Here is a 13,728-nt window from a genome sequence, read left to right on the forward strand (position 1 = left end):
CGCGTCGGATTGGGAAAAGCGTTCTCACCTCTGTGCCGCCTCCTGTTCGAGCTTCTCGGCCTCTTCCTTGGCCTTGTCCTCGGTCTCCTTCGTGGGGCCGCCGAGCCAGTCCTCCCAGTGGCCCACGGTGTTGACCTTGGCGACCTCGGCGACGAACTTCCAGCTGCCGTCCGCCCAGCTGTTCTCGCCCATGCCGGGGGTGTTCATCCAGCGGCCCTGACCGCTGCCCTTGATCAGTGCGTACATCAAGCCGGTGAAGGCCTCAAGGGGGCTCTTGCCGCCGGCGAGGTCGGAGGCCCAGGAGGTGAAGGCGTTGGCGGAGTCGTTCTTCAGCTCGTCCACGGCGGTGGTCCGCATGTCCCGGCGCACCTGCGGGGTCATGGTCCCGTCGGGGCGGAACCGGCCGCCCGACAGGTAGATCTCCCGCAGGTTGCTGTCGGTGTGCAGCATCCCGCTGGGCCGGAGCCGGACGGGTTCGGTGTTGTAGTGCCAGATCCGGGTGTCGGCGCTGGTCACCTGGCCGCGTTGGTCGATGCCCACGGCCCAGCTGTCGACACGGTGCCCGTCCGCGTCCACCGTGCGCACCCGCGACTCGGCCGCGCCGAACCTGCCGATCCGGGTGGTGCTGTGCTGCCCGGCCTCCCCCGCGGGGGGACGGTGGTCCACGGCGACCTGGCCGTTGGTGAACTGGCGGACGGTCGTCGTGGGACGGTCCCCGGAGGGGGTGCTGGTCGTGGTGGCCGTGCCGCTCTCGCTGATCCGCACGGTCTCGTGTGAACCCGCCGTGGTGACCTCGGTCCGGCCGCGGGGGTCGATGGTGACGGTGGCCCGGGGGTCCCCGCCGCCGACCGTGACCGTGCCGTCCTGGGCGTGGGTGATCGCCGGCCCCCCGTCGGCGGGGGTGTGGGTGGCGCCGCGCGGCACCACCTGGCCGTCGGCGGCCGTGACGGTCCCGTCGGGATCGCGGGAGAGCAGGGGGCCACCCGATCCGTCGGTGACCCTGACGGTTCCGTTCTCCCACAGCACGCGCGGTCCGTCGCCCGACGCCGGCGTGACCGTGGTCTGCTGATTGTCGGCCGAGCGGTGCACGGTGACGTCGCGGCCCTCCATCGTGGAGGAGCCGTCGGGGTTGTGGCGCGTGGTGGGGGCGTCCGGCGCGGGGCGGACCTCCACGCCCGGTGTGGAGGTGGGGGAGGCTCCGGAGCCGTCGGAGCCGGTCTGGCGGATCGTGAGGTCGCCGTGGGAGACACCGCTCGTGCCGGTCTCGGGGTTGCGTTCCATGAGCGGTCCCGGGGTGGGGTGCTCGCCGCGGTGCGGCGTCCGCGTCTCCACGGTGTAGGTGCCGTCCGGCTGCCGGGTGAGGCTGGGCGCGGTGGACCCGGAGCCGGCGTCGGGGCCCTGACCGAGCGGGCCGGTGGTGTCGTAGGTGGTCGTCGTCCCGTCGCGGGAGACCGTGACCAGCGGATCGGCGCCACCGGACGTGGTGGGCGCGTGCGTGACGGTCGTCTCGGGCTGGAAGGGACGGTCGGTGCGCACGGAGGTGCCGGTGCCGTCGGCGTGCACGTGGCTGTTGCCGTTGCCGCGCGCGTCGAACCCGTCGGCGCGGGCCTCCACGGTGCCGTTCGGGGTCTCGACGCGCACGCTGCCGTCGGAGGCGATGACGGGCTGGCCGTCGGTGCCCTCGTTGACGTGCACCCGCTGGACGCCGTCGCTCCCGGTCTCGACGTGGTGGGCCTGGCCGTCGGGGGACAGGACGCTGCTCCCGTCCGGCCGCACCTGCACCTGTGGGCGGTCGGGCCCGCCGTCGACGACGGCGCCGTCGCCGGGGCGGCCGGTGACGTTGAGGCCCCGGTCGGAGACGGTGACCTCGCCGTCGGGCGACTGCGTCGCCTGGGTGGTCCCGTTCCGGTCGAACACGACGTCGCCGTCGCGCGGCGCGGTGACGCCCGCGCCGGACCCGGTGGTGGCGCCGACGGTCCCGTCCCGGGTCGCCTCCACCCGCCAGGAGGACCCGGCCGAGGGCGTCCCGTTGCCGACGGCGCCGTCGCCGTCCAGGGCGATCCGGCCGCCGGGGTGGGTGACGGTGACGTCGCCGGAGCCGACGTCGGTGTGCCATGCGCCGGAGGAGATGGTGGTGTCGCCGGCCCCCGAGGAGTGCGCCGTCTGCCCGTCGGGGGTCCGCCCGGTCACGCCGCCCGGCCCGGACTCGGTGGCGTAGCCGCCGCTCTCGGCGCGGACCCCGCCGTCGGCGGTGTGTGTGATCGTGAGCGCGTCGCCGTTGCCGTCCCGCGGGCCGCGTACCTGCACGTCACCGGGGGCGGTACCGCCGCGCGGCACCGTCACCGTCCAGCCGTCCGACGTGGTGACGCCGGTCCCGTCCGGGCCGAGCACGACCCGGGTGCCGTCGGAGGCGGTGTGCATCGGGGCGCCGGTCGCCGGGTCGGGCACCGGCCACGGCGGGGTCGCGTCCGGCGCGACGGACGGGGAGACGGCGACGACCTGCCCGCTGGAGTCGAACGTCCACTCCGTTCCGTCGGTCTCGCGGACGGTGAGCGTGCCGTCGTCGCGGACCGCGAAGCCGGGGTGGGAGACGGTTCCGTCGGGGCGCGCGGTCGTGTCGCCGAACGTGATGTCGCCCGAGGGGGAACGGGAGCCGGAGGAGCCGTAGGTGGCGGAGCCGTCGCCGTTCCAGCTCGCCGAGACCCCTCCCGACGAGGCGTGGCCGGCGCCGTCGCCCGACTGGGTGATCCGGACGGTGTCGGCGCTGTTGCCGACGAGCAGGTCGCCGGACCCGTTGGCGGTGACCACCGAGTCGCCGGAGCGGACGTCGACGGTCCCGTGGACCGGGTCGTGGCTGATCGACTCGGGCCCGCCGGAACCGCCGGGGTGGATCTGTGTGGGGGCGCCGCGGTCGGCCGGGACGTCCACGGTCGTGCCGTCGGGGCCCTCCAACCGGGTGCCGGTCTCGGTCCGGGTCGCGGTCGCCGGACCGGTGTCGGTGGTGACGCTGACCTGCTGCGCGCCGCTGTCGTAGGAGGGGCCGGCCGTGCCGTCGGAGGAGGTGACGGTCGTCGTGTGGCCGCCGTCGGGGGTGGTGGTCATGGTGACGGTGGAGTCGGGGGTGGTCACCGTGAGGGAGTCGGGCGTGGTGCGCACGTCCAGCGGCGGGGTTCCGGTGTCCCCGTCCGGGCGGACCTGGACGGTGCCGTTGCCCGGGAAGTCGACCTGGAGGTTCGTGCCGCCGCCGGAGGCGCCGTGACTGTAGTGGGCGGTCGGCGTCTCGCCGGCGGGGGTGGTGGAGCGGTCGAAGGAGAAGGAGCCGAAGTCGCCGGAGGAGGTGACGCCCCCGTCGATCGCGGTGGTGGTGGCCGTGGGCGGGGTCGTCGTCCCCTGGTCGGGGAGGGTGGTGGTCACCGACGTGGACGGGGCGGCGGAGTCGGGGGAGTGGACGACCGTGGGGCCGTCGTTCCCGATCGTGACCCGCGTGTCCGTCAGGTTCCCGGTGGAGTCGTAGGTGGACACCGTGGACAGGTCGTCGGGGGTGGTGGTGCTCACCTGCGGGCCGCCGGAACCGCCGCTGTCGGGCGTCGTCACCGAGGTCTGCGTGCCGTCACCGGAGGTGATGGTGCCGCTGCCGTTGGCGAACTCGCTGGTGAGGCCGTCGTAGTTGCCCGCGTTGGGCGAGTCGGTGGACATGTGCGGCGACAGGTCGTTGACGCCGAAGGCGGAGGGGATCGTGTCCCCACCGGTCAACGAGAAGCCGCCGGAGAGGGAGAAGTTGACGTGCTCCCGGTACACCGCCGCCCCGGCGCCGGGCGCGGTGGTCAGCAGCGTCTCCAGCGCGAGCTGGCCGAAGTCCTTGTTCTGCCCGGTCAGCGCGTTGACGGCCATGTTGGCGGCCAAGCCGACGCCGAAGTCCTGCGCTCCCTGGATGCCCAGATGCGTCACCGTGCTGGTGAGCGGGCTGCGCCAGGTCCCCGCCCGAACCGAGGAGTACCAGGCGCGCGAGCTGCCCAGCGAGCGGGCGACCGCGGTGCCGCCGGCGGCGGTGCGCACGGAGGCCGCGGCGCTGCGGATGCCCGCCCCGATGGTCCCGCTGCGGGTGAGCGCGGTGCTGGTGACGCTGGTGATCCCGCGCCCGGCCAGGCTCATCCCCCGGGCCAGCGCGAAGCCGGGGACCATCGACAGCAGGCCCAGGCCGAGCGTCAGCACGGTCTCCCAGTTCCAGCCGAACTTGCCGGACTCGATCAGCGAGGTGACGTCGAGCGCGAGCAGGAATCCGCCGAGGGCGACCGCCAGGATCACCCAGGCGCCGGGAAGCAGGATCATCAGCACGCCGGCGGTGATCGCGAGCGCGACCTTCACCCAGGGGTTGTCCTCGAACCAGTCGACGACCTTCTCCCAGGGGTTGCGCTCCTCGATCCCGGCGTCGGCCGCGTCCTCGAGGTTCCCGGCGATCTCCCTGACCGCTTCCTGGAACGTGGAGATCGCGTTCTCGGCGTTGGTCCGGTAGACGTCGAGCTGGGACTTGGCGTCCTCGTCCTCGGGGTCGGCCTTCCAGGCGTCGTAGTGGGGGGCGCCGTTGGTGATCGCCGTCTTGACGGCGTCCTGGACGGTTTCGAGCGCCGTGTAGTAGTCGCCGTAGGCGTCCCGGGCCTGCTCGTAGGAGGTGTAGGTCTTCTCCAGCATGCCCGGCAGCTCGCGCATGAGCTCCTTGAGGGCGTCCATGGCCTCGCCCTTGCCGGACTCCAGGTCGCCCCCGGACTTGCTCAGCTCGTAGGCGTCGTAGGCCGCCTGGTAGAGGCTGTCGTAGTAGTTCTTCAGCGCCGTGACGCGCTCGAGGTCCCACGGTGTGGGGTCGGAGGCCCGATCGATGACTTCCCAGCGAAGATCCCGGCCCAACACGACCCCCGTGACACTCGGACTGACGACACTCCACTTACCAGTACGGTCCTGGAGGGCGTTCGGTTCAGTCGGATATTTCTTTTTCGGTCCGAGAGTGAACCCGGGGAGGTCCGCGTCCGTACTCCCCTGTGTGGGCGGGTGCGCCGGCGATTCCACGACCGCGTGATGAGGCCCCGCCCGGCACGTCCGTCGGACGGGTACCGCCATGGCCAGGAGAGGGGATGCTCGTGTGCGCTGAGCGCCTGCGGAGAGGCGGCGTGCTGCTCGCGCTGGGGGGCGTCGTGGCGCTCGCGACGCCGGGGGCCGCGCTCGCCGCGCCGGTCGACCCGTCCGCCACCTCCTTGGACGCCGCGATCGCGCAGTGCCCGACGGTGAAGTACTACACCGTCCCCGACGGCTCGGTGGGACTGTTCCAGGTCGCCGCCGAGCAGCTGGACGAGTCCCTGCGCGCCCAGGAGATCTACGAGCTCAACGAGGGGCGGCAGCAGCCCGACGGCGGCGCGCTGGGGGCCGAGCGCACCCTCGCGGCGGGCTGGAAGCTGATCCTGCCCGACGACGCCTCGGGGCCCGGTGTCACCGAGGGCACCGATCCGCTGTGCGTCGCCGAGGCCGAACGCGAGGCGGCGGCCGCGGCCGCGGCGGCGGCGCAGTCCCCCTCTCCCTCCCCGTCGGTGTCGCCCTCTCCCAGCGCCTCGCCGAGCGCCCAGCCCTCCCCGTCGGTGTCGGCCTCCCCCGCGGCGGCCCAGGCCGACGACGAGGAGAGCGGGCTGGACCCGAAGCTGCTCGCCGCCGGCGCGGGCGTGCTGGTCCTGCTCACCGTCCTCGCGCTGTGGTGGCGTCCGATCTTCCGCACCCTGTGGTGGCCGTTCAAGAAGCTCGGGTCGCTCAACTGGCCCCGCCCCCGGCTCCCGGAGTTCCTGCGGGTGCGCATCGCCCGCAAGCGCCGGGCCGAGGTCACCGACCTCATGCTCCAGGACAAGGGGGCGCGGGTGCGTGCCGGGACGGCCGTCATCGAGGTGCAGAGCGCGCCGGCCGCGGTCCCGGCGCGCCCCCTCGCCGTGCTGGCCGGACGGGGGGATGACCTGCGGCTCGTCGTCCCCGCCGACTGCACGCCGCCCGCGGGGGCGTGGCGGGCCGGAACGGGCGAGGAGGCGACCCTCTGGCAGCGGGCGGCGGGGCGTTCGTCGTCGGCGGTGTCCTTCGCGACGGCCTCGCAGGTGATCGTCCGCCCCGCCCAGGCGATGCTCGTCGCGCTGGGGATGGAGGAGGACCGGCAGGTCTTCGTGGACTTCTCCCGGGCGAACGGCCCGGTCGCGATCGCCGGGCACCGCGCCACCGCGGCGGAGGCGGTCACCGTGATCGCCCAGGGACTGCGCGGCATCGGATGCACGGTCACCTGGGCCACGCCGGACCGGCCGTTGGACCGTCTGCTGCCCGAGCGACCGGAGGTGTCCGAGGGGGTGCGACGGGTGACCTCGAACGCGATGTGGGGCCCGGACGCGCCGTCGGAACTGCGCGAGGTGATCGCCGTCGCCCGGCCGCTGACGCCGGCCGAGCGTGACGCCCTCGCCGACACGCCGCCGGGGACCCTGGTGGTGGTGACGGGGGAGTCGGTCTACGCGCACTGGCAGTGGCGGGTCGACGAGACCGGCGTGCTCGACACGGGAGCGATCGGTCCGCGTCCCCTGCTGCGGCTCCCCGACCCCCAGTGACCCGGCGTGCTTCTCAGGAGCCGGCGGAGCCGATCCCCAGCGTCCGGCGCAGCATGCGCAGCCCATAGTGCAGGCGCGACTTGACCGTGCCGACCGGGATGCCGAGGATGCGCGCGGTGGTCTCCGTCGCGTAGTCCCTCAGGTAGACGTACTCGATCACGGTGCGGTGCTGCATCGACAGGGTCGCCAGCGCCTGGTGCACCGCCATCGTCTGAACGAGCGACGTCGTGGGGTCCCTGGTCGGGATCTCCTCCAGCGGGGCGTCGGCGACCTCCTGCGGCCGGGCCCGGCGGGAGCGGTCGGCGTCGATGACCAGGCGCCGGGCGACGGTGTAGAGCCAGGGCCTGATCTCCTGGGCGTCGCCGCGCAGGCCGTCCAGGCCGCGCCAGGCCTTGAGCAGGGTCTCTTGGGCGATGTCCTCGGCCGCGTGGCGGTTGCCGCCGTTGACCCGGACGACGAACTTCAGCAGCGCGTCGTAGTGCGCGTCGAACAGCTCTCGGAACCGGAAGTACTCGTCATCGGTGCTCGGGCGGACGTCGACCGCCCGGCGTTCGGCCGAACGGTCGCTGGAATCGGGGCAAGGGCCTTTTTCGGCGTTGTGCATGGGGTCTTCCCGGAGGCGGGCGGAGAGCGGCGCCTGGGCGTGGACAGGGCCGATGGCGCTCGTACCGGTACGAAGTTATCCGGCTACATCGTCCGTTTTATCCGCGCGGCTGTCCTCCGGGGATGAAGTGCCCCGGCTTTTCACCAAGTCGTAATGTCACTTAAAGTGACAAAACAAGGTTGAAGTGGCCTTATGTCGCTTCAGTGCATCCCGGTGCTCTCTCCCCGCCCCGGCGTCGGGCTCGGGCCGGAACCGGCCACGGGAGGGAAGACGAACCGCTGTCCGTCCTGCACCACGAGCGCGTACCCGTCGTCGGTGACGGCCTCCACGTAACCGGTGAGCCCGCCGCCGGAGATCTCCTTGTCCGCCGCGCCCAGGACGACCTGGGAGTCCTCCGCGGCGCCCCGCGCGTCCCCGTAGACGTGCCCGCCCAGCGCGAACGCCGGCGAGATCGACCGCTCGGTCTCGTCGTCGAAGGTCCACCGGATCCTGCCCGAGACCAGGTCCACCGCGATCATCGGCGTCGCCCCGCTGCCCTGGGGCAGCAGGAGCGTGTGCGTCACCGTGTCGTGGACGGTCCCCGGGACGAACGCGGGGCCGAAGTCCCCATCGGCCGGGTTCGCGCCCGGTTCCGTCAGCGACCACACGATCTCGCCGGAGTGCACGTCGTGCAGGGACAGGACCGAGGGATCCTCGTCGCTGCCCCAGCGCACCAGCACGGTCGTGCGCGGGGGCGGCTCCTCGCCCTCGGTGGGCGTCGCCTCCGCCTCGGAGGCGCTGCCGGGCGCAGAGGCGTCCCCCTCGGGGAGGGGGAGGTCGTAGAAGCCGACGAACTCGGGGAGGGGGCGGGGGAAGGCGCTGGCGCCGGCGATCTGCGGGTCGGTTCCCGAGGCCCGCCACAGGAGGGCGCCGCCGTCGTCGAGGTCGCGCGCCTGCACCTGCCCCGTCCCGTCGTCCAGGAACACCACGTTCCCGTGGGCGGCCACCGGGACGCCGGTGTCCTCGGCGTCGGCCTCCTCCGGTTCCTCCTCGGTCGACGAGCCGGGTGTTTCCTCCGGATCCGCCGGCGGCTCGAACACGAACTCCCACACCGTCGACCCGTCCAGGTCGAGGAGCGAGAACCGGCCGTGGGGGTCGTCGCTGCTCCAGCCCTCGGGACGGCGCACCACCCAGCCGTTCAGATAGCTCTCGCGCGGGTCCGATCCGCTCCACACCCGGGCGCCGGAGTCGTCCACCACCCCCGTCACCGTCCGCCCGTCCCGTCGCGCGCTGACCTCGAAGACGTCATCGCCCTCGCGGTCGGTCGTGAAGCGCTCCACGCGCTGCTCGCCCTCCCACAGCGCCGTGCCGTCAAGGGCGTCTTGGAGGACGTGGTGCTCCTCGCTGTTGGAGCTGATCAGGAAGGACCCGCCGACCCCCTGGAAGCGGACCCCCATGGGGTCGTCCAGGATGTCGGGGCCGTCGGAGCCGGGGCCGTGCAGGACGCGGACGGGGCTGGGGCCAAGGCCGGGCGGCGCCGCGCCCGTGTAGCTCGTGGGCACGGCGCTGGGTGAGCCCGCCGGCTCCGGTGGCGGCTCGTCCGTGCAGGCCACCGCGGTGAACAGCAGCACGAGGCCGGTGACCGGCGCCAGGGGGGTCCGCCGCCAAGTGCGCATGGACCGGCTCTCCCTCGGACGACTACGTGTAGGGAGATCCTAAAACGGGTGGCGGCCCGTGAACACGCCTCCTTACCGGATCGTCACCGGACGTGGTGGACGGGGGCGCCGGAACGGGGCGGGTGGGCGGAGAGGAAGTCCTCCAGTTCCCGCCGGTGGGGGGAGGTCGCCGGTCCCCGCCGGGTCACCGCGATCGCGGCGGCGGCGTTGGCCCGCAGCGCCGCCTCCACCGGGGACAGGCCATCGTGCAGGCCGGCCAGGAACACGCCGACGTGGGCGTCCCCCGCGCCGATGGTGTCGACGGCCTCGACCGGGAAGGAGGGCACCCGCACCGGCGGGCCGCCGGCCCGGCCCACCACGCACCCCCGGGCCGCGTCGCGCACCACGACCGTCCCCTCCGCCCGGATCCGCCCGGCCAGCGCCTCGGCCGCGGCCTCAGGGGTCTGCGCCCCGGTCACCTGCCCGGCCTCGCGGGCGTTGAGGCTGAGCACGTCGGTGCGGCGCAGGACACGCTCCAGCAGGTCGGGGGCGATCGACGCCACGACCGGCGCCGGGTCCACGACCAGGCGGACCCCGGGGCCGAGTCCGCCGATCCAGTGGTCCAGCTCGGCCACGTGGGGGCCGGCCATCAGCCCGTAGCCGACCACGTAGACGTGGTCGCCCGGCGCCGGTGAGATCCGGGCCAGCGCCTGGGCGTCGAGCACCATCTCGGCGCCCAGGCGGGTGACGAAGGTCCGTTCGCCCCGCGCGTCCACCAGGGCCACGCACAAACCGGTGTCCTGACCGGGGACCGGGGGGTGCAGGATCCCGATCCCCTCCGCGGCCAGCGCCGCGCGCACCAGGTCGCCGCGGTCCCCGGTCCCGTGGGCGCCGGCGTAGAGCACCGGCATCCCGGCCCGCGCCGCGGCCGACATCACGTTGAACCCGCCGCCCGGCGTCGTCACGGCCGAGGTGGCGAAGGCGTCGCCACCCGGTGGCGGGAGCTCCGGCACCGTCATGACCAGATCGGCGATCACCGCGCCGCAGTGCACGAGTCGTCCCATGTCACCTCCCTGTCCTCCCGATCATCCCGCCTTCGAGGCGCCGCCCGGGACAGGCGGGGGGCGGAGGCTAGGCTCGGGCCATGTCCATCACCGATCTGGAACTGCGCACCCTCGAGGGCGAGCCGACCTCGCTGCCCAGCGGACGGTTGCTGCTGATCGTCAACGTCGCCTCCAAGTGCGGGCTCACCCCGCAGTACGAGGGGCTCGAACGGCTCCACGAACGCTACGCCGACCGGGGCTTCTCCGTGGTGGGGGTCCCCTGCGACCAGTTCATGGGGCAGGAGCCCGGCAGCCCCGAGGAGATCCGGGAGTTCTGCTCGCTCACCTACGGCGTCACCTTCCCGATGCTGGAGAAGAGCGAGGTCAACGGCCCGGGCCGGATCCCCCTGTACGACGTCTTGACCGCGACCCCCGACGCCGAGGGGCAGGCCGGGGACGTACAGTGGAACTTCGAGAAGTTCCTCGTCGCGCCGGACGGGAGGGTGCTCGCCCGGTTCCGGCCGGGAACCGAACCCGAGGATCCGGCCGTCGTCGGCGCGATCGAGGCCAACCTGCCCTCCTGAACGGCGTGCTCCCGCGGGGCCGCTCAGTCCGCGCGGGAGCGGGGTCAGGGCTCGACCTCGACCACGGTCGTGCCCTGCACCTCGCACAGGGCCTCTCCGGCCGACGTCTCCGCCAGCCACGCCTCGAACTCCGCGAGTTCGGTTTCGGGGAGCGCCACGTCGATCTGGACGTCGGTGCCGTAGTGGACGTCGAGCACCGTGTGGCGCGACGCGCGCAGCTCGCTCTCCAGCCGGCCGGCCCGAAGATAGTCGGCGACCACCGCGACGACCAGCAGGGTGCGCCGCTCCAGCACGCCGAGGGCGTCCACCGCGGCGGAGACGGAGTTGCCGTAGGCGCGGATCAGACCGCCGGCGCCCAGTTTGATCCCGCCGAAGTAGCGGGTCACGACGGCGACGGTGTCGGTGAGCTCCCGGTGCCGCAGCACCTCCAGCATCGGCACGCCGGCGGTCCCGGAGGGTTCGCCGTCGTCGCTGGAGCGCTGGATGCGGCCGTCGGGTCCGATCACGTAGGCGGTGCAGTTGTGGTTGGCGTTCCAGTGCAGCTTGCGCCGTTCGGCGATGAACGCCCGCGCCTCGTCCTCGTCGCCCACCCGCGCCAGCGCGCAGATGAAGCGGGACTTGCGGATGTCGAGTTCGTGCTCGCCGCCGCGTCGAATCGTTCTCATGACCGTTTCGATCGTACGCGCCGCTCCACCACGGGCGGCACGGGCGCCCTGGGGCCATCGCGGTCTTCCCCGAGGTGCCAGAGGGCGTCGCCCCTCTCCGTGGCCCCGGTGGTCTCCGCCTGCGTGGCGATCTCGGTAATCGGGCATCCCGAGGCTCCGGGCCGGACCGCGACCGGGACGGGGCCGGTCATGCCCGGACGTCGCGTCGGATGACAACGGAGGAGGAGCCCCACCCGGCCCCACACACCTCCCCTCCGCCGGGCGCCCCGCGGACACTCTCCGACGGTACGGCAGTCCTGCTGCGATGGGACTCTGGGGCGTACAGCATGTTCGGAGAGTGACTGCTCTTTGGGCGTGCTCTATGTCGGTGGCTGTTTCCTTCCATTGCCGAGAACGCACTGTTGCTGCGATTCCGGCCGGTCTCGTGAAGTAGTTTCGAGCCGGCTCCTAACGGCGCACTCGTACTTCGGGACAGTCCGGACAAGTCTCGCTGCGTCTCGGATGCCGGTGCCGCTGTGAATACGTCCCCGAGATCGTTGCGTACGCGGTTGTCGAGCGGTTGAAGTAGTACGGTCGAGCTTCGCGGCCCGGTGGTCTCAATGCTTCTATGGGTGAACGAAGGATGGGCCGTTCTCCTGTCGATCAATTCTGAAAGAGGTGGCGCATTAAGAGTGTCGCGAGAAAGAGCGAGAGGGGCAAGATGAGTGAGAGAAGTCTGATGGTCTTCTTCGAGTGGATCGCTAGTGAGAGTCTGCGGATTCCTTCGAGGGGGAGCCAGAAGATCATCCCATAGAGTAGAGATGCCCAAAATCCGACGTCGGCTGTCAGGAGGTAGGTGAAGAGCGTGCCGTACGCTACTCCGACGAGAAGAGTTGCGACCGGGGGTAGTAGGTCGTTCTCGGTGCCCCTGTGGAGCAGGCCGATCAAGAAGAGAGGTAGAGACAGGGTGGCGTAGCCTGAAAGCAGGGCGATCGAATAATGGAGAACCGTGAGCTTATGGGTGTCGTCAACGCTGTTGAGTAAGGTCAAGGCGATCGTGATCGTCGAGGCGACCCCTCCCGTGGATGTGCACTGTAATGCGAAGAAAAGTGCACCACTCGGTTCTTTTCCGTCTCTCATCTTGACCCTCTTTCGTCCGCCTGGGTTTTTTCGGGATTCCGTTTCCTGTTTGAAAAGGGTGGATCCGACCGAGAAGTCCTTTTGTGTGGAGCTGGAAGGGGGTGGCTGCTTATGGGTTTCCTGACCTCGAATCCTTCAGGCGGGAGTCCCGTTCTTTTCCGAGGAAGGATGGGGGGTCAAGGTTGCGGTTCCGGGGGTCTCTGGCCTTGACTTCGCCGGGGCCTCTCGTGCATGCTCCCACGTATTTGTCTGTTTAGCCCTTGCTGTAGCTGGACCTGTTCCAACCGGGATCTGTTTACTCCTCCTCTAATTCGTCCAAGAGGCTTCACTGTCCGGTCTGGGGACAGGGCGGCAGCCTGCGACTCTCCGAACAGAAGAGTCATCTCCTCTGCTGTGTCCGAGCCGCTGAACAGGTTCCCACTCCCGGCGCCTTCGACATAGACCACATCGGTTTCGTCAATGAAGGAGAGAATCGTGAAAGGCCCAGATGGTCCCGGATGGCGTCTCACGCCGAGGCCGGCAGGCGCTACCTGGAGTTCGACGCGGCCGGAATCCACTGGCTCAAGAAGTTTTCCGACCTGCCCGGACAGGATATCTGGATCATTGGCAAGCCGCCTGATCGCGGCCTCGGGAATGATCGCCCAGATGACGGGGTCTGTGCCTCTTCCAGCTCTTCTTTTCACTGCATGCGGCTCTCTACGAGCCGGGTGACCTTGTCTTCCGAGGCAAGGACGCTGCCGGCACGGAAGGTCGCGCGAGCGTACTCCTCGGTCGGAAGAGGACAGGAATCAGGAGAGGGCGGTAGTCCCGCATGACGGTTGCCAAGGGGACGGCCTGGAAGAAATTGCCCGCATACTCCGGATAACTGGCCCGGCTCGCGCCCTCACACAGGGCCAACATGCGGCCGTTCGCCTCAAGGGCCTCATCCAGCCTGGCCGAGGTGGGTACGCAGAGCTCGTTCATAGGGGCCGATGGATGCGCCTCTCAAGTTCGAGAGCCACCCCTGTGAAAGCTTCCATCACTTCCGGAACGCGCTCGGCGAATGGATGGTGGCGCCTTCTGACACCCCGGAGAAGTGCGCGGATGAGATAGCTCGGCTTTTGGCGACGCCTGTGCTTCGGGCTACGAGGTGGACATGAAAGCCATCTCGGTTCCTGCTTCCCCGGTCCCCATCACCGGAGATGACCCGAGCACGCGGAATGGTGCCAGGAGCCAGCAGGCCCGCTCTGACATCGCACCCGTACTGAGCTTTCCACCGTTACATGAGAACGGTCCCGGCAGGTGCGCCGACACCTGTCACGGGACCTGACCCTCCAACCTGCTGTACCCAGGAAGAAGAGCTGTGCGCGACCTTAGCGCTGCGTGTCCGCGTTCGCGGTCATGCTGCTGGCACTCATATACCCCGATGTCGCTCCCAAGGTCCTCAGACTCCTTTGAAGCGGCGGTGCGTTCGAGGTCCCTG

Annotated in this window: 9 protein-coding genes; 2 read left to right on the forward strand and 7 right to left on the reverse strand. The window is 71.1% G+C overall.

The genetic code is table 11. From position 1 onward, the window contains the following. Nucleotides 1-24: 24 nt before the first annotated feature. Nucleotides 25-4,902, reverse strand: a complete 4,878-nt coding sequence (locus ACYVHU_RS05045) for a beta strand repeat-containing protein (protein WP_498947654.1) — start codon at nucleotides 4,900-4,902, stop codon at nucleotides 25-27. A gap of 224 nt (nucleotides 4,903-5,126) precedes the next feature. On the opposite strand from ACYVHU_RS05045, the gene ACYVHU_RS05050 reads away from it, so the two are divergent. Continuing rightward, nucleotides 5,127-6,617, forward strand: coding sequence for a hypothetical protein (locus tag ACYVHU_RS05050; protein WP_498947656.1), 1,491 nt, complete (start codon nucleotides 5,127-5,129; stop codon nucleotides 6,615-6,617). Nucleotides 6,618-6,630: 13 nt separating this feature from the next. On the opposite strand, the gene ACYVHU_RS05055 is transcribed toward ACYVHU_RS05050, so the two are convergent. The 3 genes from ACYVHU_RS05055 to ACYVHU_RS05065 all read right to left on the reverse strand — a co-directional run bounded on the left by ACYVHU_RS05055 (nucleotide 6,631) and on the right by ACYVHU_RS05065 (nucleotide 9,919). Then, on the reverse strand, nucleotides 6,631-7,221 hold the full coding sequence (locus ACYVHU_RS05055; protein WP_078760689.1) for a sigma-70 family RNA polymerase sigma factor: 591 nt from the start codon (nucleotides 7,219-7,221) through the stop codon (nucleotides 6,631-6,633). 200 nt (nucleotides 7,222-7,421) lie between these two features. Next, nucleotides 7,422-8,876: a hypothetical protein gene (locus tag ACYVHU_RS05060; protein WP_144389993.1), complete on the reverse strand. Its 1,455-nt coding sequence runs from the start codon at nucleotides 8,874-8,876 to the stop codon at nucleotides 7,422-7,424. 83 nt (nucleotides 8,877-8,959) lie between these two features. After that, the gene (locus ACYVHU_RS05065) at nucleotides 8,960-9,919 is read right to left on the reverse strand and encodes a carbohydrate kinase family protein (protein WP_498947658.1); all 960 of its coding nucleotides are present in this window, start codon (nucleotides 9,917-9,919) and stop codon (nucleotides 8,960-8,962) included. A gap of 80 nt (nucleotides 9,920-9,999) precedes the next feature. Here ACYVHU_RS05065 and ACYVHU_RS05070 point away from each other — a divergent pair, with 80 nt between their 5' ends. Next, nucleotides 10,000-10,482, forward strand: a complete 483-nt coding sequence (locus ACYVHU_RS05070; protein WP_078760685.1) for a glutathione peroxidase — start codon at nucleotides 10,000-10,002, stop codon at nucleotides 10,480-10,482. A 44-nt stretch (nucleotides 10,483-10,526) separates the two neighbouring features. On the opposite strand, the gene ACYVHU_RS05075 is transcribed toward ACYVHU_RS05070, so the two are convergent. From ACYVHU_RS05075 to ACYVHU_RS05085, 3 genes are all read right to left on the reverse strand, one after another. Beyond that, nucleotides 10,527-11,147: a YigZ family protein gene (locus tag ACYVHU_RS05075; RefSeq protein ID WP_078760684.1), complete on the reverse strand. Its 621-nt coding sequence runs from the start codon at nucleotides 11,145-11,147 to the stop codon at nucleotides 10,527-10,529. A gap of 642 nt (nucleotides 11,148-11,789) precedes the next feature. Next, entirely contained in the window at nucleotides 11,790-12,266 is a 477-nt protein-coding gene (locus tag ACYVHU_RS05080; protein WP_498947660.1) for a hypothetical protein, read from the reverse strand. A 176-nt stretch (nucleotides 12,267-12,442) separates the two neighbouring features. Continuing rightward, nucleotides 12,443-12,949 carry a DUF5753 domain-containing protein gene (locus ACYVHU_RS05085; protein ID WP_498947662.1) on the reverse strand — a complete coding sequence of 169 codons (507 nt, stop codon included), beginning with the start codon at nucleotides 12,947-12,949 and terminating at the stop codon, nucleotides 12,443-12,445. Nucleotides 12,950-13,728 lie beyond the last annotated feature (779 nt).

This window comes from Marinactinospora endophytica (assembly GCF_054780875.1).